Here is a 23,937-nt window from a genome sequence, read left to right as displayed (position 1 = left end):
CCGGTGCGCGGCGAAACTACTCGCCGCGCAACTCTACCAGGCGCGCACGATCGGCGGCGAAAGCTGCCTCTGCTTCGCTGCGACCCTGCTGGTAGCGCTGTATGTCCTTCTCGACACCCGCCTGCTCGGCCTTGATGTTGTCGATTTGCACGAGCAGATGCTCTGGCACGGGGCGGCCGGCGCGCTCGGACTCGGCAGCCTGGGCCTGCAAGTTGGCCTGCTGAGTACGCAATGAATGCAGGTTGCTTTGCGCCACGCTGATCAACCCATCCAACTCGGACAACTTGCGATCACGAGCCCGATCCACATCTTCTGGCTCCGAGTAGATGCGCAGCAACTGTGCATCCGATTTGGCCTTGGCTTTCTCTTCGGCCAGACGCTTGCGCTCTTCAAGGCTGGGAGCCGGCGGTATGACACGAATCACCCGGCCTTTGTCGTTGAGCACCTCATAGCCTTTTGAAATGTACTCGGTCGGCACCCCCTGCCGATTGAGCACCACCCTGCCCTGACCGTCGACGTAGCGATAATACTCGGCGGCAGGCGCGGCTTTCGCTGGCTCGGCTGCACTCGCAGAGCCCGCAGCCAAAATCAAAACACCGAGTACTACGGGTCTAAGCATGGAGTTTTCCTTGTTATGGTCAGATGCCGTACTGCGCGCGGTATGCTTCCACCGCCGGCAGATGCTTCTTCAGCTCGGCATCTTCTGCCAGATAATCCAGCACCTGCTCCAGGGACACAATACTGACCACCGGCATGCCGTAGTCGCGCTCCACTTCCTGGATCGCCGACAGCTCGCCCTGGCCGCGCTCCTGACGGTTCAGCGCGATCAGCACGCCGGCCGCCTGGGCGCCCTGGGCCTGGATGATCTGCATCACCTCGCGGATGGCGGTACCTGCAGTGATCACGTCGTCGATGATCATCACCCGGCCGGCCAGCGGCGCGCCGACCAGGGTGCCACCTTCGCCGTGAGCCTTGGCCTCCTTGCGATTGAAGCACCAGGGCAGGTCGCGGTCATGCTGCTCGGCCAGCGCCACGGCGGTGGCCGCCGCTAGAGGGATGCCCTTGTAGGCCGGGCCGAACAGCACGTCGAAATCAATGCCGGCCTCGATCAGCGCGGACGCATAGAAGCGCCCCAGCTTGGCCAGCGCCAGGCCACTGTTGAACAGGCCGGCATTGAAGAAGTAGGGACTGGTGCGCCCGGACTTGAGGGTGAACTCACCGAAACGCAGCACGCCGCGTTCGATGGCAAAACGGATGAATTCGCGTTGATACGCCTGCATGCAAAGCTCCGTACGGCACGGATTTAGCTATGAATTTAGCTAATGGGAATGAGCTCGGGTATCATACACGCAGGTGTTTTTGGGGGCCATTTATGCGGATCATCAGTGTGAACGTGAATGGTATTCAGGCCGCAGTCGAGCGAGGTTTGCTCAGCTGGCTGCAGGCCCAGAATGCCGACGTGATCTGCCTACAAGATACTCGCGCCTCTTCCTTCGAACTCGATGACCCGGCCTTCCAGCTGGATGGCTATTTCCTTTATGCCGTCGACGCCGAGGTGCCCGAACAGGGCGGCGTGGCCCTGTACTCCCGGTTGCAACCCAAGGCGGTGATCCACGGCCTGGGCTTCGAATCGGCCGATCGGTACGGGCGTTATCTGCAGGCGGATTTCGACAAGGTCAGTATCGCCACCCTGCTGCTGCCATCCGGCCAGGGCGGGGACGAGAACCTGAATCAGAAATTCAAATTCATCGACGACTTCACCGGTTACCTGGACAAGCAACGTCGCAAGCGCCGCGAGTACATCTACTGCGGCTCGCTGTTCGTCGCCCACCAGAAACTGGACGTGAAGAACTGGCGCGACTGTCAGCAACTGCCGGGCTTTCTGGCGCCAGAGCGCGCCTGGATGGACGAAGTGGTCGGCACCATGGGCTATGTCGACGCCCTGCGCGAAGTCAGCCGCGAAGGCGACCAGTACAGCTGGTGGCCGGATAGCGAACAGGCGGAGATGCTTAATCTCGGCTGGCGCTTCGACTATCAACTGCTCACTCCCGGCTTGCGCCGTGTGGTGCGCAACGCCAAGCTGCCGCGCCAGCCGCGCTTCTCTCAGCACGCGCCACTGATCGTCGACTACGACTGGCTGCTCAGCGTCTAAGCAGCCAGCCCCTCGCCGCTTAGGCGCGCATGCCCTTCCAGGCCTTGCCCGCCACGCTCACCACAACCAACACCAGAGCCCCCACCAGCACGCCGAAAACAGCATCGACCAGAGTCGGCGTCAGCACGGCCAGCACACCGCCGATGCCTGGCAAAGTGCCGGCCGCCTCGGCCCAGTGATGGATCAAGTCGTGTGCGCCGGGAGTACCGTGGGTGAGAATGCCACCGCCAACCATGAACATGGCAGCGGTACCGACCACCGATAGCAGCTTCATCAACCAGGGCGCCAGCCACAGAATGCCGCGACCAAAGGCCTGCAGCGCGGCGCTGCCACGCTGACTGAGGTAGAGACCGGCGTCGTCCAGCTTGACGATGCCGGCGACCAGGCCATAGACGCCCACGGTCATCAGCAGGGCGATACCGGACAGCACGATGACCTGCTGCATGAAGGCCTGCTCGGCCACCACACCCAGGGTGATGGCGATGATCTCGGCAGACAGGATGAAGTCGGTACGCACCGCGCCCTTGATCTTGTCCTTCTCGAACGCCTGCATGTCCACTGCAGGATCGGCCAGTGCCTGCACATGTTCGGCGTGATGCTGGGCATCCTCCTGCTTGCTGTGCAGGAACTTGTGCGCCAGCTTCTCAAAGCCCTCGAAGCAGAGGAAGGCGCCGCCCAGCATCAGCAGCGGCGTCACCAGCCAGGGCGCGAAGGCACTGATCAGCAGCGCGGCCGGCACCAGAATCAGCTTGTTGATCAGCGAGCCCTTGGCCACCGCCCAGACCACCGGCAGCTCGCGCTCGGCCTTGACCCCGGTGACCTGCTGGGCATTCAGCGCCAGGTCATCACCCAGCACGCCGGCGGTCTTCTTCGCCGCTACCTTGGTCATCACCGAGACGTCGTCCAGCACACTGGCGATATCGTCGAGCAGAGTTAACAGACTGGCTCCAGCCACTTCTGACTTCCTTATATGAGTGGTTGCAGAAAAAGGCCCCGCATGCGGGGCCCGAGAGTGTTATTTGACCACGCGCCAACACAGCGGATAGCGGTAGGTCTGGCCTTCGTTGGCCTTGATCCCGGCGATGATGGTCAGCACCAGGGCGGCCAGGCCGAGCAGCGGCAACAGCAGGAAACCGATCACCACCACGGCGAGCAGCATGCACACCAGCGCGGCGAGCGACACGGTGATGTGGAAGTTCAGCGCCTCCTTGCCCTGGTCATCGACGAAGGGATCGAGGTCGCGCTTGAGTTGCCAGACGATCAGCGGGCCGAGCAGGTTGCCGAAAGGGATCAGCAACCCGGCAAAGGCCGCGAAGTGGCAGAACATCGCCCATTGGCGGGCTTCCGGGCTCGGTGTGGGGGTGAGGTTCTGCTCTTCCATGGGGCTCTCCGCGGTTGTGGGAAATCAGTCGGCCAGGGTCGCGCGCTGCAGCTCGAACAGCTCGCGCATGCCCTGTTGGGCCAGCGCCAGCATGGCATTCAGTTCTTCCGGCTGGAAGGGGGCGCCTTCGGCGGTGCCCTGCACCTCGATGAAGCCACCACTGTCGGTCATCACCACGTTGAGGTCGGTCTCGGCCGCGGAGTCCTCCAGGTAGTCCAGGTCCAGCACCGGCTCGCCCTGATAGATGCCCACCGACACGGCGGCGACCATCTGCTTGAGCGGCTCGCCCTTCAGCGCGCCCCGCTTCTTCAGCACCTTCAGCGCATCGACCAGCGCCACCATGGCACCGGTGATGGAGGCGGTGCGGGTGCCGCCGTCGGCCTGGATCACGTCGCAGTCGATGTAGATGGTGTTCTCGCCCAGCTTGCTCATGTCCAGCGCAGCGCGCAGCGAGCGGCCGATCAGGCGTTGGATTTCCAGGGTGCGACCGCCCTGTTTGCCGCGGCTGGCTTCGCGCTGGTTACGCTCGCCGGTGGCGCGCGGCAGCATGCCGTACTCGGCGGTCAGCCAGCCCTGACCCTGGCCCTTGAGGAAACGCGGCACGCCGGACTCGACGCTGGCGGTGCAGATGACCTTGGTGTCGCCGAACTCGACCAGCACCGAACCCTCGGCGTGCTTGGTGTAGTTGCGGGTGATGCGCACGGAACGCAACTGGGTGGAAGCACGGCCGCTGGGACGTTTCATCTGCTGGTACCTGTAGAAAGCGGAAATCTCGGGCGCCCAGCGCCCGACCTGCCGGCATTATAGCGCCGCGACGGGGCGGATTGGGCCGGTGGTCGCTCTGCGCTACAATCCGCGCCCATTCGTCATTTCACGAGGCTCTCTCCATAGTGCACAGCATGACCGCCTTCGCCCGCGTCGAGTCGGCTTCCGCCCACGGCACCCTGAGTTGGGAGCTGCGCTCGGTCAACCATCGCTACCTGGAGCCGCACCTGCGCCTGCCCGACTCGTTCCGCGACCTCGAAGGCGCGGTGCGCGAGGCCCTGCGCCAGGGCCTGTCGCGCGGCAAGGTGGAATGCACCCTGCGCTTCGCCGAGGAAAACGCCGGCAAGAGCCTGCAAGTAGACGACGAGCGCGCCCGCCAACTGATCTCCGCCGCCGAACAGGTAGCGGCACTGATCCAGCAACCGGCATCACTCTGCCCTCTGGAAGTACTGGCCTGGCCTGGCGTGCTGGTGGCCGACGCTGCCGATCCACAGGCCCTGAATGCCGCAGCCCTGCAACTGTTCGAGCAGGCCCTGGGCGAATTGAAGAGCGGCCGCGCCCGCGAAGGCGCCGAGCTGGCCAAGCTGCTCAACGAGCGCCTGGACAGCATCGCCGAGGAAGTCGTCGCACTGCGCGCGCTGGTGCCGGAGATGTTGGCCAACCAGCGCCAGAAGATCGAGACCCGCTTCGCCGAAATGCGCGCCGAAGTGGACCCGCAGCGTCTGGAGCAGGAGCTGGTGCTTCTCGCCCAGAAAAGCGACGTGGCCGAAGAACTGGACCGCCTGAACACCCATGTGACCGAAGTGCGCCGCGTGCTCAAGGCCGGTGGCGCGGCCGGCCGCCGCCTGGACTTCCTCATGCAGGAACTCAATCGCGAGGCCAACACGCTCGGCTCCAAGGCCTTCGACCCGCGCAGCACCCAGGCCGCCGTCAACCTCAAGGTCCTGATCGAGCAGATGCGCGAACAGGTCCAGAACATCGAATAAGCCGCTAGGCTTGAGCCATAGCGTTATCAGGACATCAAGATGACTGTCACCACCGGTACCCTCTATATCGTTTCCGCACCTTCCGGCGCCGGCAAGACCAGTCTGGTCAAGGCCCTGCTCGACAGCGATGCGCGCATCCGCGTCTCCGTCTCGCACACCACCCGCACCATGCGCCCGGGCGAGCAGAACGGGGTCAACTACCACTTCGTCGACCACGCGCAGTTCAGCGCGATGATCGAACGCGGCGAGTTCCTCGAGCACGCCCAGGTGTTCGACAACTTCTACGGTACCTCGCAGATGTGGGTCGAGCAGACCCTGGCGGCCGGTTCCGACCTGATCCTGGAGATCGATTGGCAGGGCGCCCAGCAGGTGCGCAAGCTGATGCCGCTAGCTAAATCGATCTTCATCCTGCCACCGACCCAGGAGGCCCTGCGCCATCGCCTGACCAACCGTGGCCAGGATAGCGCCGAGATCATCGAGCGGCGCATGCAGGAAGCGGTCAGCGAGATGAGCCACTACGTCGAGTACGACTACCTGGTGATCAACGACGATTTCGCCCACGCTCTGGACGACCTGAAGGCCATCTTCCGCGCCAATCAGCTGCAGCAAAGCTGCCAGCAGCAGCGCCATGCCGGCCTGCTCAGTGAGCTGCTGGTCTGACCGGCCGCCGAAAGGCCTTCCCTAAACGCTGGTGATTTTTTAGACTATTCAGTCCGCTCGCCCATTCGGGCCCAGCCTTATTTGCTATTTGCCAAGAGGAACACCATGGCCCGCGTTACCGTTGAAGACTGCCTGGAGAACGTAGACAACCGCTTCGAGCTGGTCATGCTGGCTACCAAGCGTTCCCGTCAGCTGGCTACCGGCGGCAAGGAGCCGAAGGTGGCCTGGGAAAACGACAAGCCGACCGTCGTGGCCCTGCGTGAAATCGCTGCCGGCCTGGTCGATGCCGAGTTCGTTGCCCAGGAAGACCTGGTCGAGGACGAGCCGCTGTTCGCCGTTGCCTTCGAGGAAGAGGCCAACGAGCCTCTGTAAGCCTATGCCTGGTCGAAGTCTCGCGGCACCGGGTCAAGCGCCAGCGCGGCAGGGGGTGATCCCTTGCCGAGCATAGATACCCTCGCCGACAGACTCTCGTCCTACCTGGCCGCGGATCAGGTCAACCTGGTCCGCCGCGCCTACTTCTACGCCGAGCAGGCCCACGACGGCCAGCGCCGCCGCAGCGGCGAAGCCTACGTCACCCACCCGCTCGCCGTTGCCAACATCCTCGCCGACATGCACATGGACCATCAGAGCCTGATGGCCGCGATGCTGCACGACGTGATCGAGGACACCGGCATCGCCAAGGAAGCGCTCACCGCGCAGTTCGGCGAAACCGTCTCGGAACTGGTCGACGGGGTCAGCAAGCTGACCCAGATGAACTTCGAGACCAAGGCCGAGGCCCAGGCCGAGAACTTCCAGAAGATGGCCATGGCCATGGCGCGCGACATCCGCGTGATCCTGGTCAAGCTGGCCGACCGCCTGCACAACATGCGCACCCTGGAAGTGCTATCCGGCGAGAAGCGCCGGCGCATCGCCAAGGAAACCCTGGAAATCTACGCGCCCATCGCCAACCGCCTGGGCATGCACAGTATGCGTGTGGAGTTCGAGGACCTCGGCTTCAAAGCCATGCACCCGATGCGTTCCGAGCGCATCCGCACCGCGGTCAAGCGCGCCCGCGGCAACCGCAAGGAAATCGTCGCCAAGATCGAGGAATCGATCACCGCCTACCTGCAGCGCGAAGGCCTGCAGGGCGAAGTGATCGGCCGCGAGAAGCACCTCTACAGCATCTATCAGAAGATGCGCGGCAAGCGCAGGGCATTCAACGAGATAATGGACGTCTACGCCTTCCGCATCATCGTCGACAAGGTCGACACCTGCTACCGCGCCCTCGGCGTGGTGCACAACCTGTACAAGCCTCTGCCGGGCCGCTTCAAGGACTACATCGCGATCCCCAAGGCCAACGGCTACCAGTCGCTGCACACCACCCTGTTCGGCATGCACGGCGTGCCCATCGAGATCCAGATCCGCACCCGCGAGATGGAAGAGATGGCCAACAACGGCATCGCCGCCCACTGGCTGTACAAGTCCGACGGCGACGACGCGCCCAAGGGCAATCACGCCCGCGCCCGCCAGTGGGTCAAGGGCGTGCTGGAAATGCAGCAGCGCGCCGGCAACTCGCTAGAATTTATCGAGAGCGTGAAGATCGATCTGTTCCCGGACGAGGTCTACGTATTCACGCCCAAGGGCCGCATCATGGAGCTGCCGAAGGGCTCCACCGCGGTCGATTTCGCCTACGCGGTGCACACCGACGTCGGCAACAGCTGCATCGCCTGCCGCATCAACCGCCGCCTGGCGCCGCTGTCGCAGGCCCTGGAAAGCGGCTCGACGGTGGAAATCGTCACCGCCCCCGGTGCGCGACCGAACCCGGCCTGGCTCAACTTCGTGGTCACCGGCAAGGCGCGCACGCATATCCGCCACGCACTCAAGCTGCAACGCCGCTCGGAGTCGATCAACCTGGGCGAACGCCTGCTCAACAAGACCCTCACCGGCTTCGACAGCCATCTGGAGAAGATCGCCCCGGAACGGGTGCAGGCGGTGCTCAGCGAATACCGCCTGGAAGTGATCGAGGACCTGCTGGAAGACATCGGCCTGGGCAACCGCATGGCCTACGTGGTCGCCCGCCGCCTGCTGGCCGAAACCGGCGACGCTGCGCCTAGCCCGGACGGCCCGCTGGCCATCCGCGGCACTGAGGGCCTGGTGCTGAGCTACGCCAAGTGCTGCACGCCGATCCCCGGCGATCCCATCGTCGGCTACCTGTCGGCCGGTAAGGGCATGGTGGTGCACCTGGACAGCTGCAAGAACATCGCCGACATCCGCCACAACCCGGAGAAGTGCATCCAGCTCAACTGGGCCAAGGATGTCGCCGGCGAATTCAACGTCGAGCTGCGTGTCGAGCTGGAACACCAGCGCGGCCTGATCGCCCTGCTCGCCAGCAGCGTCAACGCCGCCGATGGCAACATCGAGAAAATCGGCATGGACGAGCGCGACGGCCGCATCAGCGTGGTCCAGCTGGTGGTCAGCGTGCATGACCGCGTGCACCTGGCGCGCGTCATCAAGAAGCTGCGCGCCCTCAACGGCGTCATCCGCATCACCCGCATGCGCGCCTGACGGCGCCATGTCGCAGTACAACAACAATTCATCGAATCGGAGTTCGTCATGAGCAAGACCGTCATTTCCTCGCCCAACGCCCCGGCCGCTATCGGCACCTACTCCCAGGCGATCAAGGCCGGCAACACCGTGTACCTGTCCGGGCAGATCCCGCTGGACCCGCAAACCATGGAACTGGTACAGGGCTTCGAGGAGCAGACCGTGCAGGTGTTCGAGAACCTCAAGGCGGTAATCGAGGCCTCCGGCGGCTCGTTCAAGGACGTGGTCAAGTTGAACATCTTCCTCACCGACCTCAGCCACTTCGCCAAGGTCAACGAAGTCATGGGCCGCTACTTCGAGCAGCCCTACCCAGCCCGCGCCGCCATCGGCGTGGCTGCCCTGCCGCGCGGCGCGCAGGTGGAAATGGACGGCATCCTGGTGCTCGAATAAATCCATGCGTCGCCCCCTCCTGATCGCCCTCAGCGCCGGCCTGCTGGCCGGCTGCGCCGCCGACAACCCCGACGGCACCTGGATCAACCAGCCGATCATCGACAGCGCCCGCCAAGGCGGACCGCTGCGCGAGGCCCTGCTGGCCCACGGCCCCAATCTGGAATGGCGGCTCGACAGCCAGCGCGGTCTGGCCACCTACAGCAATGGCTTCGAGACCCCCGAAGGTCGCCTGGCGGCCGGCGAGCCGGGGCACTGGCAAGTCAGCTACCAGGGCGACTATCAGGAAAACCTCGATCTGCAGGGGGACCAGCTGGTGCAGCAGGCCAGCACCTACGGTCCCGAACAGCACTTCAGCCGCCCGCCGCACCAGGCGGAGGATGGTGCGCCGATTGGCAGCAGCTTCGAGTGGGCGCTGTACGACGCCTACCTGGGCGGCGAATGGACCATCCGCCAGGGTGTCGGCGAGGGCGGCATGGTGCTGTTCCACCCGGACGGCCGCCTGGAAGGCCTGCCCGGTGCCGAGCGTTACGCCCTGTGCCTGGCCGGCGACTGCGCCTCGATGGCCGGCGAGCACGACAGCCTGTGGCTGCAGCTCGGCCAGCAGGGTGCCTCGTGGATCTTCGAGCGTGACGGCGACCAGCTGCGCATCCTCCAGGCGCTCAACCAGTCGGCGCCGGACGAGGTGCCCAGCTTCCGCCCGGGGCGCCAGGCCTGGCTGCTGCAGCGCGACTGAGCGAGATGCGCCCGCTCCTGCTCTGCCTCCTGCTGGCGAGCCTGTCCGCCCAGGCCGAACAGCGCCATTACGACGACAGCGGCCGCTATCTGGGGCGCGCCGACGACGATGGCCGCCACTACGATGACAGCGGGCGCTACACCGGCCGTACCGATGCGGACGGCCGCCAGTACGACGCCTCCGGCCGCTACACCGGCCGCATCGACGGCGACGGCCGCCGCTATGACGACAGTGGTCGCTACACCGGCCGCCAGGATCAGGATGGTCGCCTCTACGACGACGCAGGGCGTTACCTGGGTCGTGATGACCCGGACGGTAGCCACTACGACGACAGCGGCCGCTACACCGGGCGCAGCGACGACTGATCGGCCAGCACCGCCGCATAACCTTCGCGGTAGCTGGGGTACTGCGGCGCCCAGCCCAGCGCGCGGGCGCGGGCATTGCTGCAACGTTTGCTGCCGGCGCGGCGCACACTGTTCTCCTCGGCCCACTGGGTCACGCCCAACTGCTCGCGCAGCCAGCCCACCACCTCGTGCAGCGGCGCCGGCGCGTCATCCACGCCCAGGTAGCAGTCGGCCAGCTGCGCGCCTTCGGCATCCGCCTGCAGCAGGAAGGCCAGCAGCCCGGCGGCATCCTCGGCATGGATGCGGTTGGCGTAAAGCGGCGGTTCGCTGGCCACCCGGTAGCCCTGGCGCACCTGATTGAGCAACCACTGGCGACCGGGACCGTAGATGCCGGTCAGGCGCACCAGGGTCGCGGGCAGGCCGCTGTCCAGGGCCAGGCGCTCGGCTTCCAGCATCACCCGCCCGGAGTAGCCCTCGGCCTCGGCCGGTGAATCCTCGTCGATCCATTCGCCGCTCTGCTGCACATAGACCCCGCTGCTGGAGACGAACAGCAGACGCCGCGGACGCTGGCCATGCACGGTCAGCCAGGCCAGCACATGGCGCAGGCCATCGACATAGGCAGCGCGGTAGCCGGCCTCGTCGTGCTGGCTGGCCGCGGCGCAATACACCAGGTAGTCCAGCTCGCCCTGGGGCCAGGTCTCCGGACAGGCCGGTTGCTGCAGATCGCCGGCGACCGGATGGATCTCGGCGGGCAGCTGCGCGACATCGCGCCGCAGGCCGTATACATTCCAGCCGGCCACCGCCAGGCGCCGCGCCAGGCGGCTGCCAACATCACCGCAGCCAGCAATCATCAGGGTCTTGGACATGAGAAGGGATCCCTCGTGGAACCGCGGAATTCAGTGCACTGAATCCGGCGCGCCTGTTGAATAGTTACATTGTATCTTTCACAAACAAGAATTACTTGCAATAATACAGGCCGTTTTTGCACGGGGGTGCCGTTTCCTCCGTCCAACGCTCCCTCACTTCAGGTCCGGCCAGCATGAATTCTACCGCCCTCCGCGCTCAGCCAACCCGCACTTCCCGCCTGCCCATGGCAGCCCTGCTGCTCGGCCTGCTCCTGCCGTTCGGCGCCATGGCCGAGGAAGTGGCTCCGGTCGCGCAACCCGCCGCTAGCGCGCCGGCAACCGCACCTGCCGCTGCACCGCTGAGCGATGCCAGCGGCGCCCCGGCCACCACCGCACAGCTGCCGCCGGCGGTCCAGCACCCGCAGGCCGCCGCCCTGCAGCAGAAGCTGGAGACCCTGGGCGAACAGGCCAGCGCCGAACAGATCGCCGCCGCCCAGCAGGAATTCCTGCAGCAGAACAACATCAGCGGCACCGACGCCGAACAACTGCTCTCCGCCCTGCAGGCACTGCAGGCCGAGTCGGCGCTGGAAGGCGAGGAAGAGCTGCTGCACGACCTGTCGCCGTGGGGCATGTACCAGAACGCCGACCGCGTGGTGAAGAGCGTGATGATCGGCCTGGTACTGGCCTCGATCCTGACCTGGACCGTGTGGATCGCCAAGGGCCTGGAGCTGCTCATCGCCCGCCGCCGCCTGCAGCGCGAACTGCCCGACCTGAAGGGCGCGCGCACCCTCAACCAGGCCGCCGAGCAAGCCCGCGCCAAGCACAGCTTCAGCGCCCAGCTGATCGAAGACGCCCGCGAAGAGCTGCGCCTGTCCCTCGGCTGCAAGGAGAAGGAAGGCATCAAGGAACGCGTCAGCTTCCGCCTGGAGCGCCTGGTCGCCGCCAGCGGTCGCAACATGAGCCAGGGCACCGGCGTGCTCGCCACCATCGGCTCCACCGCGCCCTTCGTCGGCCTGTTCGGTACCGTGTGGGGCATCATGAACAGCTTCATCGGCATCGCCGAATCGCAGACCACCAACCTCGCCGTGGTCGCCCCGGGTATCGCCGAAGCCCTGCTGGCCACCGCCCTGGGCCTGGTCGCCGCCATCCCGGCCGTGGTCATCTACAACGTCTTCGCCCGCTCCATCGCCGGCTACAAGGCCCAGGTGGCCGACGCCTCGGCCCAGGTCCTGCTGCTGGTCAGCCGCGACCTCGATCAGCCGGCTGGCGAGCGCGCTCAGGCGCCGATCGCCAAGGCGGTCTGAGCCATGGGGCTGCATCTGCACGAGGGCGGTGACGACCTCCAGGAAAACCACGAGATCAACGTCACCCCGTTCATCGACGTGATGCTGGTACTGCTGATCATCTTCATGGTCGCCGCGCCGCTGGCCACCGTGGACGTGAAGATCGACCTGCCGGCCTCCACCGCCAAGCCGGTGCCGCGTCCGGACAAGCCGATCTACCTGAGCATCAAGGAAGACACCAGCCTGTACCTGGACAACCAGCAGGTCGACGCGGCCCAGCTCGGCGCCTCCCTGGACCGCCTGACCGGCGCCAACAAGGACAAGACCATATTCGTCCGCGGCGACAAGGGCGTGGACTATGCCGACCTGATGGGCGTGATGGACAACCTGCGCGGTGCCGGCTACCTGAAGATCGGCCTGGTGGGCCTGGAAACGGTCGGCGCGCAATGAGCCCAGCGCGTCGCCTGCCGCTGTGGGCTGTCAGCCTGATCGCCGTGATCGGCCTGCACCTGGTCGTCTATTACGCCGCCCTGCTGTGGCGCCCGGCCGTCACGCCGATCCTGCTGCAGCCGGCGGCCATGCTGATCGAGCTGGAGCCGATGGTCGCGCCGCCGCAGCCGACGCCACCGGAGCCGGTGATCGAGGAGCAGCCGGAACCCGAGATCGTCGAGGTGCCCGAGCCGAAGATCGCCATCGTCAAGCCCAAGCCGAAACCCAAGGTCAAGCCCAAGCCGCAGCCGCCAAAACCCGAGGTCAAACCGCAGCCCGAGGCACCCAAGGTGGCGAGCCAGGAGAAGACCGCGGCGCCGATCAAGGCCCCGGTGCAGCAACAGGTCAGCACCGGCGAGATCGACCGCGAGCGCGCCATCTGGATGGCCAAGGTGCAGGCCTACCTGAGCAAGCACCTGCGCTACCCGGATCGCGAGCGGCGCTTCAACAAGCCCGGCAGCAAGCATGCCCTGCTGCTCAATTTCACCATCGACACCCGCGGCCGCATCCTCGCCGCCGAAGTGAAGCAGTCCACCGCACGCAACTCGTTCGACCGCGACGTGCAGCGCCAGCTGCGCAAGGCCAGCCCGGTGCCGGCGCCGCCGACCAAGGTGCTGAGCGGTGGCAGCATGTCGATCGATTACCCGCTGAACTTCACCCTCACCCGCTGAGAACCCGCCGCCGACGCACTGCGCGTCGGCCAGGCGGCGTTGCGAGCCGGCTCGAATGCTCATTTACCCCATGTAAACTGCGCATCCTCGCCGGTTTGCGCCCTTGCCTGACTCTGGCTCGCACACCGGCAACAGGTTCTCTGTCTATTAGGCCGCATCTTTATGGGCGGCCCGGTTGGTTCCATTGAATGCAGTCGCTATGCTTGGCGGCATCTCAATGGAATTTACCTATGACCCTCACCGAACTGCGCTACATAGTGACCCTTGCCCAGGAACAGCACTTCGGCCGCGCGGCCGAGCGCTGCCATGTCAGCCAGCCGACCCTGTCGGTGGGGGTGAAGAAGCTGGAAGACGAACTCGGCGTGCTGATCTTCGAGCGCAGCAAGAGCGCGGTGCGCCTGACCCCGGTCGGCGAGGGCATCGTGACCCAGGCGCAAAAGGTGCTGGAGCAGGCCCAAGGCATCCGCGAGCTGGCCCAGGCCGGCAAGAACCAGCTGACCGCGCCACTGAAGATCGGCGCCATCTACACGGTCGGCCCCTACCTGTTCCCCCATCTGATTCCGCAGCTGCACCGGGTCGCCCCGCAGATGCCCCTGTACATCGAAGAGAACTTCACCCACATCCTGCGCGACAAGCTGCGCACCGGCGAGCTGGACGCGATCATCATCGCCCTGCCGTTCCAGGAAGCCGATGTGCTGACCAAGCCGCTGTACGACGAGCCGTTCTTCGCCCTGCTGCCGGCCGGTCACCCCTGGGCCGAGCGCGAGACCATCGACAAGGAACTGCTCAACGACAAGAGCCTGCTGCTGCTCGGCGAGGGCCACTGCTTCCGCGACCAGGTGCTGGAAGCCTGCCCGTCGCTGCGCAAGGGTGGCGAGGATTCGGCCAAGCACACCACGGTGGAGTCCAGCTCGCTGGAGACCATCCGCCATATGGTCGCCTCCGGCCTGGGCATCTCGATCCTGCCGTTCTCCGCGGTCGACAGCCACCACTACGCCCCCGGCGTGATCGAGGTGCGCCCGCTGAGCGCGCCGGCGCCCTACCGCACCGTGGCCATCGCCTGGCGCGCCAGCTTCCCGAGGCCCAAGGCCATCGAAGTGCTGGCCGATTCGATCCGCCTGTGCTCGGTGGCGCGCCCGCAGGGTGAAGCCATCCCGGCATGACCGAGCTGGCACAGGTCCCGGTAACCGCGCTGAAGGGCGTCGGTGACGCGCTGGCCGAGAAGCTGGGCAAGGTCGGGCTGGAAAACCTGCAGGACGTGCTGTTCCACCTGCCCCTGCGCTACCAGGACCGCACCCGCATCACGCCCATTGGTGCCCTGCGCCCGGGCCAGGATGCAGTGGTCGAAGGCATAGTGGCGGGCGCCGACGTCGCCATGGGCCGCCGCCGCAGCCTGCTGGTGCGCCTGCAGGACGGCACCGGCACCCTCAGTCTGCGCTTCTTCCACTTCAGCCAGGCGCAAAAGGACGGCCTCAAGCGCGGTACGGCTCTGCGCTGCTACGGCGAGGTGCGTCCCGGCGCCACCGGCCTGGAGATCTACCACCCGGAATACCGCGCCCAGAGTGGCGACGAGCCGGCGCCGGTGGAACAGACCCTGACGCCTATCTACCCGACCACCGAGGGCCTGACACAGCAGCGCCTGCGCCAGCTGAGCCAGCAGGCCCTGGCCCGCCTGGGCCCGCACAGCCTGCCCGACTGGCTGCCAGCCGAGCTGGGCCGCGACTATCAGCTGGGCCCGCTGGCCGAAGCCATCCGCTACCTGCACCGACCGCCGCCGGACGCCGACCAGGAAGAGCTGGCCGAGGGTCGCCACTGGGCCCAGCATCGCCTGGCCTTCGAGGAGCTACTGACTCACCAGCTTTCGCTTCAGCGCCTGCGCGAACAGGTGCGCGCCCAGGCCGCACCGGTGCTGCCGCCGGCCAAGAAGCTGCCGCAGCAGTTTCTCGCCAACCTCGGCTTCGCCCCTACCGGTGCCCAGCAGCGCGTTGGTGCCGAGATCACCTATGACCTGAGCCAGCCCGAGCCCATGCTGCGCCTGGTGCAGGGCGACGTCGGCGCCGGCAAGACGGTGGTCGCCGCCCTGGCCGCCCTGCAGGCGCTGGAGGCCGGCTACCAGGTGGCGCTGATGGCGCCCACCGAGATCCTCGCCGAGCAGCACTTCCTCAATTTCAGCCGCTGGCTGCAGCCGCTGGGCATCGAAGTCGCCTGGCTGGCCGGCAAGCTCAAGGGCAAGGCGCGCGCCACAGCACTAGAGCAGATCGCCGGCGGCGCGCCGATGGTGGTCGGCACCCACGCGCTGTTCCAAGACGAGGTGCGCTTTGCCAAGCTCGCACTGGTGATCATCGACGAGCAGCACCGTTTCGGCGTGCAGCAACGCCTGGCCCTGCGCCAGAAAGGCATCGATGGGCGCCTGTGCCCGCACCAGTTGATCATGACCGCCACGCCGATTCCGCGAACCCTGGCGATGAGCGCCTACGCCGACCTCGACACCTCGATCCTCGACGAGCTGCCACCCGGGCGCACCCCGGTGAACACTCTGGTGATCGCCGACAGCCGCCGCCTCGAAGTGGTCGAGCGCGTGCGCCTGGCCTGCCGCGAAGGGCGCCAGGCTTACTGGGTATGCACGCTGATCGAGGAATCCGAGGAGCTCACCTGTCAGGCCGCCGAGACCAGTTTCGAGGAGCTGTCGGCGGCGCTCGGCGAGCTGCGCGTCGGCCTGATCCACGGGCGCATGAAGCCGGCCGAGAAGGCCGCGGTGATGGACGAATTCAAGTGCGGCGAGCTGCAGCTGCTGGTCGCCACCACGGTGATCGAGGTCGGCGTCGACGTGCCCAACGCCAGCCTGATGATCATCGAGAACCCCGAGCGCCTGGGCCTGGCCCAGCTGCACCAGCTGCGCGGGCGGGTCGGCCGCGGCAGCGCCGCCAGCCACTGCGTGCTGCTCTACCATGCGCCGCTGTCGCAGCTCGGCCGCGAGCGCCTGGGCATCATGCGCGAGACCTGCGACGGCTTCGTCATCGCCGAAAAGGACCTAGAACTGCGCGGCCCCGGCGAGATGCTCGGTACCCGCCAGACCGGCCTGCTGCAGTTCAAGGTGGCCGACCTGATGCGCGACGCCGACCTGCTGCCGGCCGTGCGCGAGGCGGCGCAAGAGCTACTGGCGCGCTGGCCACAGCATGTCAGCCCGCTGCTCGAGCGCTGGCTACGGCATGGCCAGCAGTACGGCCAAGTGTGATCCGCCGCACGTAATGCCGCTGGTCGCCCGTCCGGCGGCCGAGCCTATCCCGCGGGGCGCTGGTTATACTCCTCGTCAGTAGTTCCTCAGCCGGATGTCGCCCATGACCGAAGTCGCCCTCGCCCCCGATTCCGCCCCGCGTCCGCCGGTGGTGATCCTGCAACTCCTCGAGAAACTCGGCGTCCCCTGCCATATCCGTCCCGACCACCCTGCGCATCCCGCCGCTCGCCGCGTGCAAGCCGCGCTGCTGGAAGACGCAGTCGGCGCCCTGCTGGTGCTGTTCCCGCAGAGCCAGCTGCTCGATCTCAATCGCCTGGCCGAGCTGACCGGACGCAAGCTCACCGCGGTCAAGCCCGAGCGCATGGAGCGCATGCTGGCCAAGCATAACCTCGGCCTGCTGCCCGGCCTGCCGCCGCTGACCAGCTCGCCCTGCCTGTACGACGAGCGCCTGCTGCAGGAGCCCAGCCTGCTGGTGGAGTCCGGCCAGGCCGGCGTGCTGCTGGAGATCGACAGCGAACACTACAAGTCCATCCTCTTGGCCAAGGCCAGTGCCGCGCGCTTCGGCGAGCCGCTGCTGGGCATTCGCCCGAACCTGAATCGCCCGGACGACGACCGCGCAGAGATCACCCAGGCGGTGCAGGCCTTCACCGCACGGCGCATCCAGCAGCGCCTCGAAGAAACCATCGAGATTCCGCCGCTGCCGGAGACCGCGCAGAAGATCATCAAGCTGCGCGTGGATCCGGACGCCACCGTCGACGACATCACCGGCGTGGTCGAAACCGACCCGGCGCTGGCTGCCCAGGTGGTCAGCTGGGCCGCCTCGCCCTACTACGCCGCCCCCGGCAAGATCCGCTCAGTGGAGGACGCCATCGTCCGCGTGCTGGGCTTCGACCTGGTGATCAACCTGGCCCTCGGCCTGGCCCTGGGCAAGACCCTGAGCCTGCCCAAGGATCAGCCGCAGCAGGCCACGCCTTACTGGCAACAGGCGATCTACACCGCCGCCATCATCGAGGGCCTGACCCGCGCCATGCCGCGTGCCCAGCGCCCGGAAGCCGGCCTGACCTACCTCGCCGGGCTGCTGCACAACTTCGGCTACCTGGTGCTGGCCCATGTCTTCCCGCCGCACTTCTCGCTGATCTGCCGGCACCTGGAGGTCAACCCGCACCTGTCCGCCGGCTATATCGAGCAGCACCTGCTGGGCATCACCCGCGAGCAGATCGGCGCCTGGCTGATGCGCTTCTGGGACATGCCGGAAGAGCTGGCCACCGCCCTGCGCTTCCAGCACGACCCCGAGTACGACGGCGCCCACGCCGCCTACCCGAACCTGGTGTGCCTGGCCGTCAACCTGCTGCGCAGCCGCGGCATCGGCAGCGGCCCGCAGCATGACCTGCCGCACGAGCTGTTCGAGCGCCTGGGGCTGACCCGCGACAAGGCCGACGACGCGCTGAACAAGGTGCTGCAGGCGGAAGTGGCACTGCGCGAGCTGGCTTCGCAGTTCAACCACCCGCACTGAGTGCGTCTGCCATGAAAAAAGGGGCCTGCGGGCCCCTTTTTCGTTGCGTCGGCTGGCTCGTTACTTGAGCTTCGCCCGCCGGGCGGCGAACACTTCCGGCAGGGCCTTGGCGCTGGCCTCCAGCACGGCGCGCAGCGGCGCCTGCTCGTACAGCGCGGCGTATTCGCCGAGCTTGTCGCTGGGAGTCTGGCGGTAGGCATAGAGCATGAAGGCTTCCACGCCGCTGGCGCTGGACGCACGCAGCGGCGCCAGTTGGGCGGCGGTCTGCTCGGCCAGGGCCTTCTCGTCCAGATCGCCGCCCCGGGCACGCAGGGTCAGCAGGGCCTGGGTCTTGCCCACCTCGTAGCGCAGCAGGGTCGCCAGCTCGGTGGTGTGGGCGGCCTTGTCCAGGCGACGCACCAGATCCAGACGCTTGCCCAGCGGCGGACGCTCCTGCAGCTGCTGGCGGTAGGTGGCCAGGCCGCCATCCTCGCCCAACGCCCGTTCGGCGGCGGTAAAGTGCTGGGCCAGCGGGCTGTCGAGCAGCTTAAGCGCGGCGTCCAGCTGCTCGCGCTTGACCTTGAGCGCCACGCGCTTGGCCAGGTCATCGCACAGCGGGGCGGCGGCGAACGCCTTGCCCAGGGACTTCTGCTGCTCGGCGCTCATGCCGCGCTGCAGCAGCGGCGCGGTCTGCTCGCACAGCAGCTGGACGCCGGCCAGCTCCAGCACGCGCTTGAGGGTGGCGTCGGTCGCCGCCTGGGCCGGCGCGACCAGGGACAGGAGCAGGGCGAGGATGAACAGCGGACGCATAACGGGACTTCCGTGAAAAACGCCCAGCCTAGCCAAGTGGCGCGGCTCGGGCCAGCAAGGGAAAGCGGCTCAGGCCGCTTTCTTGACCTCGGTCTTCTTTTTCTTCTTCGGCACCACGTGTTTGAGCAGGCCCTGGAACCAGATCACCAGCGCCGGGTTGCCCTGGATCTGGATGTCCTTGTTCTGGATGCCCTGCATGAAGGCCAGCTGCTTGTTCTTGGCGTTCATGGTGGCGAAGCCGTAAACGGCGTCCTTGAAGCCAATGGCGAAGGCCGGCTCACGGGCCGTGCCGGCATGGCTAGTGACACGCTTGTCCTTGATCCGGTAGTGACGGGCGACTTTGCCGTCGAGGGTATGCAGCTGGAAGACCAGCTCCTTGCCTTCCAGCTGCTGCTGGAACTCGGGATTGGTGCGGCTGGCCTTGACCATCAGGCGGCCCAGCATCCAGAGGAGAAAGCGGAATTTCATGGCGCGCAGCCTCGAGGGTGATGAAATCGGCGGCGCATTGTAGCGGATGGCGCAGAACACTACATCCCGTCTGGCGGGCGTTTCGGCGCTGGAGAGGGGGTGGCCCGGAGCCCTGCGGCTCCGGGCCGGGACTTGCTCAGTTGACGGCGTCGCGCAGGGACTTGCCCGGCTTGAAGGCAACGGTGTTGCTGGCTTTGATCTTGACCGGGGCGCCGGTCTGCGGGTTCTTGCCGGTACGGGCACCGCGGTGGCGCTGGAGGAAGGTGCCGAAACCGACCAGGGTGACGCTGTCCTTGCGGTTCAGCGCGCCGGTGATTTCTTCGAGTACGGCGTTGAGTACGCGGTTGGCCTGGTCTTTGGTCAGATCAGCCTTCTCGGCAATAGCCGCGGCGAGTTCAGGTTTGCGCATAGATGCCTCTTTGACTGTTTGTTGTTGTTGTGTGTCCGAGCTGTCCTTCCAGAACAGCGCCAAAGGCGCCGCAACGGCTCTGCGCTGCGGCAGACTCGGGGAGAATGGCACGCCATCCGGGACTGCGCCAGTGCTGCCGGGCAGTTTGCCCGACGGCTAATATGGCGAAGCAGACAGAACAGCCGCCATTTCCGCCAGAAGCTGGTCGATGCTCCGAATTTCCCGCAGAAACGCGAACGGCGGCCCTGAGGCCGCCGTTCGGGCGCAGCGTGCAACGCGATCAGCCGATCTCGATCATCTCGAAGTCAGCCTTGCCCACGCCGCAGTCCGGGCACAGCCAATCGGCCGGCACGTCTTCCCAGCGGGTACCGGCGGCGATGCCGTCGTCGGGCCAACCCTGGCTCTCGTCATAGATCAGGCCACAGACCACACATTGCCACTTCTTCATGCTCTACCTCATCGCGGGCCGTCTCTGGCGGACGTTGCCCTGGTTAAAAAATCAGCAGGCTTTGTACTGATATGGACGCCGCAGCGCAAGTGTCCGGGCCGGCCCTTCGTCGTGCTAAGCTCGCCGCCGTCCCCGGTAGCCGAAGCCGTTGTCGTGCCCTCCTCCGCCCTCGCCCACCCGCCCCGCTGGCTCAACGCCGGCCAGTTGCATCCTGCCCCCGCACCGCTGCTGCGCGACTGGCTGTTCGGCCAGGGCTCGCTGACCCGTCGTCTCACCGCCCTCAGTGCAGAGCGCTTCGCCGTGCAGCCGTTGCAGCAGGGTTGGCAGGTGTTGCGCGCCGACGAGTGCAGCGCTCTGCAGGTGCCGGCCGGCAGCATGGGCTGGGTGCGCGAGGTGTTTCTGCTCGGCGCCGGTCAGCCCTGGGTATTCGCGCGTAGCGTGGCGCCGCGCGCCGCCCTGGAGGGCTCCGGCTTCGAGCTGGGCAAGCTGGGCAGCCGTTCGCTGGGCGAGCTGCTGTTCAGCGACCGCGCCTTCGTGCGCGGCGAGCTGCAGGTGTGTCGCTACCCGGCGGCCTGGCTGCCGGCCGAGGCACGCGCCGAGCACCTCTGGGGACGCCGTTCCTGCTTCCGCCGCGACGGCCTCGGCGTGCTGGTGGCCGAGGTGTTCCTGCCGGCATTCTGGGACCACGCCGCGCAGAACTAGACGCCGCCCTCGCTCCCGGCCGCGTCGCTGCTCGTATAATCGGCGCACCTGGCCCGGAGACCCGCCGATGTACCAATCCTTCCTGCTCGCCCTGAACCGCCTGCACCCGCGCACCTGGGACTTCGTCCAGCTGATGCGCCTGGAGAAGCCGATCGGCATCTACCTGCTGCTGTGGCCGACCCTCTGGGCCCTGTGGGTGGCGAGCAAGGGCGTGCCGGACTTCGGCCTGCTGCTGATCTTCGTGTTCGGCACCCTGTTCATGCGCGCCGCCGGATGCGTGATCAACGACTATGCAGACCGCAATATCGACGGCCATGTGGCGCGCACACGGGCGCGACCGCTGGCCGATGGCCGGGTCAGCCCGCGCGAGGCGATGGTCCTGTTCGCCGTGCTGGTGGGCCTGAGCTTCATCCTGGTGCTGTTCACCAATCTGACCACCATCCTGTTGTCGTTCGGCGGCCTGGCCCTGGCCGCCTGCTACCCCTTCATGAAGCGCTACACCTACTACCCGCAAGTGGTGCTCGGTGCGGCCTTCTCCTGGGGCATGCCGATGGCCTTCAGCGCCGTCACCGGCGAGCTGCCGCCGGCCGAGGCCTGGCTGCTGTACATCGCCAACCTGCTGTGGACGGTGGCCTACGACACCTACTACGCGATGACCGACCGCGAGGACGACCTGAAGATCGGCGTGAAATCCACCGCCATTCTGTTCGGCGATGCCGACCGCATCATCATCCTCACCCTGCAGGGCCTGGCCCTGCTGTGCCTGGCCATGGCCGGCGCACGCTTCAGCCTGGGCATCTGGTTCCTGTTCGGTCTGTTCGGCGCTGCGGCCTGCTTCGCTTGGGAATTCTGGAGCACCCGCGACCGCGACCCGCAGCGATGCTTCGCCGCCTTCCTGCACAACCACTGGGCCGGCCTGGCGATTCTGCTGGGCATCGTCATCGACTACGCGCTGCGCTAGATCGGGCCTTGCCGCATGGCTGTCACATCGCTGCAATAATTCCGTTATCTAATGCGGCGCAAGACAGACGACCCGAGGCTCGACCCATGGTTGGCAAGAACATCCTGATCGTTGACGACGAAGCTCCCATCCGAGAGATGATCGCGGTGGCCCTGGAGATGGCCGGCTACGACTGCCTGGAAGCGGAAAACACCCAGCAGGCTCACGCCCTGATCGTCGACCGCAAACCAGACCTGATCCTGCTCGACTGGATGCTCCCGGGCACCAGCGGCATCGAGCTGGCCCGCCGCCTCAAGCGCGACGAGCTGACCGACGACATCCCGATCATCATGCTCACCGCCAAGGGCGAAGAGGACAACAAGATCCAGGGCCTGGAAGTCGGCGCCGACGACTACATCACCAAGCCCTTCTCGCCGCGCGAGCTGGTGGCCCGCCTCAAGGCCGTGCTGCGCCGCACCGCGCCGAGCGACGGCGAAGCGCCGATCGAAGTCGGCGGCCTGCTGCTCGACCCGATCAGCCACCGCGTCACCATCGACGGCAAGCCGGCCGAGATGGGCCCCACCGAATACCGCCTGCTGCAGTTCTTCATGACCCACCAGGAGCGTGCCTATACCCGCGGCCAGTTACTGGACCAGGTCTGGGGCGGCAACGTCTACGTCGAAGAGCGCACCGTCGACGTGCATATCCGCCGTCTGCGCAAGGCGCTCGGCGAGGCCTACGAGAATCTGGTGCAAACGGTGCGCGGCACCGGGTATCGTTTTTCCACCAAGAGCTGACTCACGCTCCCCCGCGTCCAGAGAAAGGAAGCACTAGGTGAACCAAGACTGGCGCGGCGCCATGGCGCGCCGCCTGCTGTTGTTGTTGGTCGGCTGCGGGCTGGTCGGCCTGATCACCGGCGAATACGCCTGGGCCCTGGCCATCGGTCTCGGAGGCTACCTGCTGTGGCACCTCAAGCAGCTGCTGCGCCTGCACAAGTGGCTGCGCGAACGCCAGCCGGACGAGGCGCCGCCCGAAGGCTACGGCCTGTGGGGCGAGATCTTCGACAACATCTACCACCTGCAGCGCCGCGACCAGCGCGTGCGTGGCCGCCTGCAGGCGGTGATCGACCGCGTGCAGGAATCCACCGCCGCCCTGCGCGATGCGGTGATCATGCTCGACGCCGAGGGCAACCTGGAGTGGTGGAACCGCGCCGCCGAGCAGCTGCTGGGGCTGAAGACCCCACAGGACAGCGGCCAGTCGATCGCCAACCTGGTACGCCACCCGCGCTTCAAGGAGTACTTCGAGGCCGGCAACTATCAAGAGGCCCTGGAGCTGCCCTCGCCGATCAACGACCGCATGCGCCTGCAGTTGCAGATCACCCAGTACGGCAACCACGAACACCTGATGCTGGTGCGCGACGTTACCCGCCTCCACCAGCTGGAACAGATGCGCAAGGACTTCATCGCCAACGTCTCCCACGAGCTGCGTACGCCGCTGACGGTGATTACCGGTTACCTGGAGACCCTGCTGGACAATGTCGAGGACGTGAATCCGCGCTGGCTGCGCGCCCTGCAGCAGATGCAGCAGCAGGGCTCGCGCATGCAGAACCTGCTGAATGACCTGCTGTTGTTGGCCAAGCTGGAAGCCACCGACTATCCCTCGGACAACCAGCCGGTGGCCGTCGACCTGCTGCTGCTCTCGATCAAGAACGACGCCCAGGCCCTGTCCGGCGCGCGCAACCACCGCATCAGCCTGGAGGCGGACAGCCAGATCCGCCTCAAGGGCAGTGAGGCCGAGCTGCGCAGCGCCTTCTCGAATTTGGTGTTCAACGCGGTGAAGTACAGCCCCGAGGACAGCGAGATCCGCATCCGCTGGTGGGGCGACGAACAGGGCGGGCACTTCAGCGTGGCCGACAGCGGTATCGGCATCGAGGCCAAGCACCTGCCGCGCCTGACCGAGCGCTTCTACCGGGTCGACTCCAGCCGCGCGTCCAACACCGGCGGCACCGGCCTCGGCCTGGCCATCGTCAAGCACGTGTTGTTGCGTCATCGGGCGCGCCTGGACATCACCAGCCTGGTCGGCAAGGGCAGCACCTTCACCTGCCACTTCCCGCCCCAGCAGGTCAGTCGGCGTGGCTAGAAATGGCCGGCG

Annotated in this window: 28 protein-coding genes; 18 read left to right on the top strand and 10 right to left on the bottom strand. The window is 66.4% G+C overall.

Translation table 11 applies throughout. From position 1 onward, the window contains the following. Window positions 1-16 precede the first annotated feature (16 nt). Both IB232_RS17130 and pyrE read right to left on the bottom strand, forming a co-directional pair. The gene (locus IB232_RS17130) at window positions 17-619 is read right to left on the bottom strand and encodes a DUF4124 domain-containing protein (protein ID WP_192399807.1); all 603 of its coding nucleotides are present in this window, start codon (window positions 617-619) and stop codon (window positions 17-19) included. 19 nt (window positions 620-638) lie between these two features. Further along, entirely contained in the window at window positions 639-1,280 is a 642-nt protein-coding gene (gene pyrE, locus IB232_RS17125; protein WP_192399806.1) for an orotate phosphoribosyltransferase, read from the bottom strand. A 92-nt stretch (window positions 1,281-1,372) separates the two neighbouring features. On the opposite strand from pyrE, the gene IB232_RS17120 reads away from it, so the two are divergent. Continuing rightward, entirely contained in the window at window positions 1,373-2,152 is a 780-nt protein-coding gene (locus IB232_RS17120) for an exodeoxyribonuclease III (protein ID WP_192399805.1), read from the top strand. Window positions 2,153-2,171: 19 nt separating this feature from the next. On the opposite strand, the gene IB232_RS17115 is transcribed toward IB232_RS17120, so the two are convergent. Genes IB232_RS17115 through rph form a run of 3 tightly spaced genes read right to left on the bottom strand, consistent with a single transcriptional unit; the run spans window position 2,172 to window position 4,277 of the window. Then, window positions 2,172-3,107, bottom strand: coding sequence for a DUF808 domain-containing protein (locus IB232_RS17115; protein WP_192399804.1), 936 nt, complete (start codon window positions 3,105-3,107; stop codon window positions 2,172-2,174). A 60-nt stretch (window positions 3,108-3,167) separates the two neighbouring features. Next, window positions 3,168-3,533, bottom strand: a complete 366-nt coding sequence (locus tag IB232_RS17110; protein WP_192399803.1) for a DUF4870 domain-containing protein — start codon at window positions 3,531-3,533, stop codon at window positions 3,168-3,170. A gap of 24 nt (window positions 3,534-3,557) precedes the next feature. Next, a complete protein-coding gene (gene rph, locus IB232_RS17105; protein ID WP_137974587.1) occupies window positions 3,558-4,277 on the bottom strand; it encodes a ribonuclease PH in 720 nt (239 codons plus the stop codon). A 143-nt stretch (window positions 4,278-4,420) separates the two neighbouring features. Here rph and IB232_RS17100 point away from each other — a divergent pair, with 143 nt between their 5' ends. The 7 genes from IB232_RS17100 to IB232_RS17070 all read left to right on the top strand — a co-directional run bounded on the left by IB232_RS17100 (window position 4,421) and on the right by IB232_RS17070 (window position 10,015). Further along, entirely contained in the window at window positions 4,421-5,284 is an 864-nt protein-coding gene (locus IB232_RS17100; protein WP_192400067.1) for a YicC/YloC family endoribonuclease, read from the top strand. Window positions 5,285-5,323: 39 nt separating this feature from the next. Beyond that, window positions 5,324-5,944: a guanylate kinase gene (gene gmk / locus IB232_RS17095; protein WP_192399802.1), complete on the top strand. Its 621-nt coding sequence runs from the start codon at window positions 5,324-5,326 to the stop codon at window positions 5,942-5,944. A gap of 105 nt (window positions 5,945-6,049) precedes the next feature. Beyond that, window positions 6,050-6,316 (top strand): DNA-directed RNA polymerase subunit omega, encoded by a 267-nt coding sequence (gene rpoZ, locus IB232_RS17090; RefSeq protein ID WP_137974584.1) that lies wholly within the window; start codon window positions 6,050-6,052, stop codon window positions 6,314-6,316. A 63-nt stretch (window positions 6,317-6,379) separates the two neighbouring features. Beyond that, the gene (gene spoT / locus IB232_RS17085) at window positions 6,380-8,488 is read left to right on the top strand and encodes a bifunctional GTP diphosphokinase/guanosine-3',5'-bis pyrophosphate 3'-pyrophosphohydrolase (RefSeq protein WP_192399801.1); all 2,109 of its coding nucleotides are present in this window, start codon (window positions 6,380-6,382) and stop codon (window positions 8,486-8,488) included. Between the two features lie 48 nt (window positions 8,489-8,536). Next, window positions 8,537-8,917 carry a RidA family protein gene (locus IB232_RS17080; protein ID WP_192399800.1) on the top strand — a complete coding sequence of 127 codons (381 nt, stop codon included), beginning with the start codon at window positions 8,537-8,539 and terminating at the stop codon, window positions 8,915-8,917. 4 nt (window positions 8,918-8,921) lie between these two features. After that, window positions 8,922-9,650 carry a hypothetical protein gene (locus tag IB232_RS17075; protein WP_192399799.1) on the top strand — a complete coding sequence of 243 codons (729 nt, stop codon included), beginning with the start codon at window positions 8,922-8,924 and terminating at the stop codon, window positions 9,648-9,650. Between the two features lie 5 nt (window positions 9,651-9,655). Continuing rightward, a complete protein-coding gene (locus tag IB232_RS17070) occupies window positions 9,656-10,015 on the top strand; it encodes a type IV secretion protein Rhs (protein ID WP_192399798.1) in 360 nt (119 codons plus the stop codon). Here IB232_RS17070 and IB232_RS17065 read toward each other — a convergent pair. After that, complete coding sequence (locus IB232_RS17065; RefSeq protein WP_192399797.1) at window positions 9,991-10,860, bottom strand: NAD-dependent epimerase/dehydratase family protein; 870 nt, start codon at window positions 10,858-10,860, stop codon at window positions 9,991-9,993. The genes IB232_RS17070 and IB232_RS17065 overlap by 25 nt on opposite strands. 173 nt (window positions 10,861-11,033) lie before the next feature. On the opposite strand from IB232_RS17065, the gene exbB reads away from it, so the two are divergent. The 6 genes from exbB to IB232_RS17035 all read left to right on the top strand — a co-directional run bounded on the left by exbB (window position 11,034) and on the right by IB232_RS17035 (window position 18,030). Continuing rightward, on the top strand, window positions 11,034-12,143 hold the full coding sequence (gene exbB / locus IB232_RS17060; protein WP_192399796.1) for a tonB-system energizer ExbB: 1,110 nt from the start codon (window positions 11,034-11,036) through the stop codon (window positions 12,141-12,143). Between the two features lie 3 nt (window positions 12,144-12,146). Then, the gene (exbD, locus tag IB232_RS17055; RefSeq protein ID WP_192399795.1) at window positions 12,147-12,572 is read left to right on the top strand and encodes a TonB system transport protein ExbD; all 426 of its coding nucleotides are present in this window, start codon (window positions 12,147-12,149) and stop codon (window positions 12,570-12,572) included. Then, window positions 12,569-13,282, top strand: a complete 714-nt coding sequence (locus tag IB232_RS17050) for an energy transducer TonB (RefSeq protein WP_192399794.1) — start codon at window positions 12,569-12,571, stop codon at window positions 13,280-13,282. Before exbD ends, IB232_RS17050 begins: the two co-directional genes overlap by 4 nt. A gap of 230 nt (window positions 13,283-13,512) precedes the next feature. Beyond that, window positions 13,513-14,445: a hydrogen peroxide-inducible genes activator gene (locus IB232_RS17045; RefSeq protein WP_137974575.1), complete on the top strand. Its 933-nt coding sequence runs from the start codon at window positions 13,513-13,515 to the stop codon at window positions 14,443-14,445. Further along, window positions 14,442-16,517 (top strand): ATP-dependent DNA helicase RecG, encoded by a 2,076-nt coding sequence (gene recG, locus IB232_RS17040; RefSeq protein ID WP_192399793.1) that lies wholly within the window; start codon window positions 14,442-14,444, stop codon window positions 16,515-16,517. Before IB232_RS17045 ends, recG begins: the two co-directional genes overlap by 4 nt. Window positions 16,518-16,620: 103 nt before the next feature. Further along, a complete protein-coding gene (locus IB232_RS17035; RefSeq protein WP_192399792.1) occupies window positions 16,621-18,030 on the top strand; it encodes an aminoacyl-tRNA deacylase and HDOD domain-containing protein in 1,410 nt (469 codons plus the stop codon). 60 nt (window positions 18,031-18,090) lie between these two features. Here the strand turns inward: IB232_RS17035 and IB232_RS17030 are convergent, their stop codons facing one another. The 4 genes from IB232_RS17030 to IB232_RS17015 form a co-directional block, all read right to left on the bottom strand. Next, complete coding sequence (locus tag IB232_RS17030) at window positions 18,091-18,819, bottom strand: hypothetical protein (RefSeq protein WP_192399791.1); 729 nt, start codon at window positions 18,817-18,819, stop codon at window positions 18,091-18,093. Between the two features lie 69 nt (window positions 18,820-18,888). Continuing rightward, window positions 18,889-19,287: a helicase gene (locus IB232_RS17025; protein WP_192399790.1), complete on the bottom strand. Its 399-nt coding sequence runs from the start codon at window positions 19,285-19,287 to the stop codon at window positions 18,889-18,891. 136 nt (window positions 19,288-19,423) lie between these two features. Beyond that, entirely contained in the window at window positions 19,424-19,696 is a 273-nt protein-coding gene (locus IB232_RS17020) for an HU family DNA-binding protein (RefSeq protein WP_137974570.1), read from the bottom strand. A 280-nt stretch (window positions 19,697-19,976) separates the two neighbouring features. Continuing rightward, complete coding sequence (locus IB232_RS17015; protein WP_068827612.1) at window positions 19,977-20,144, bottom strand: rubredoxin; 168 nt, start codon at window positions 20,142-20,144, stop codon at window positions 19,977-19,979. A 153-nt stretch (window positions 20,145-20,297) separates the two neighbouring features. Here IB232_RS17015 and IB232_RS17010 point away from each other — a divergent pair, with 153 nt between their 5' ends. The 4 genes from IB232_RS17010 to phoR all read left to right on the top strand — a co-directional run bounded on the left by IB232_RS17010 (window position 20,298) and on the right by phoR (window position 23,925). Next, window positions 20,298-20,846 carry a chorismate--pyruvate lyase family protein gene (locus IB232_RS17010; RefSeq protein ID WP_192399789.1) on the top strand — a complete coding sequence of 183 codons (549 nt, stop codon included), beginning with the start codon at window positions 20,298-20,300 and terminating at the stop codon, window positions 20,844-20,846. Window positions 20,847-20,913: 67 nt separating this feature from the next. Further along, window positions 20,914-21,807: a 4-hydroxybenzoate octaprenyltransferase gene (ubiA, locus tag IB232_RS17005; protein WP_192399788.1), complete on the top strand. Its 894-nt coding sequence runs from the start codon at window positions 20,914-20,916 to the stop codon at window positions 21,805-21,807. 86 nt (window positions 21,808-21,893) lie between these two features. Then, window positions 21,894-22,583 carry a phosphate regulon transcriptional regulator PhoB gene (gene phoB / locus IB232_RS17000; RefSeq protein ID WP_061902709.1) on the top strand — a complete coding sequence of 230 codons (690 nt, stop codon included), beginning with the start codon at window positions 21,894-21,896 and terminating at the stop codon, window positions 22,581-22,583. Between the two features lie 61 nt (window positions 22,584-22,644). Beyond that, entirely contained in the window at window positions 22,645-23,925 is a 1,281-nt protein-coding gene (phoR, locus tag IB232_RS16995) for a phosphate regulon sensor histidine kinase PhoR (protein WP_192400066.1), read from the top strand. The last annotated feature ends 12 nt before the right edge of the window (window positions 23,926-23,937 follow it).

Origin of the sequence: Pseudomonas sp. PDM15, from assembly GCF_014851565.1 — a bacterium.
Classification (GTDB): domain Bacteria; phylum Pseudomonadota; class Gammaproteobacteria; order Pseudomonadales; family Pseudomonadaceae; genus Aquipseudomonas.
This window is presented reverse-complemented; position numbering and strand designations above follow the sequence as displayed.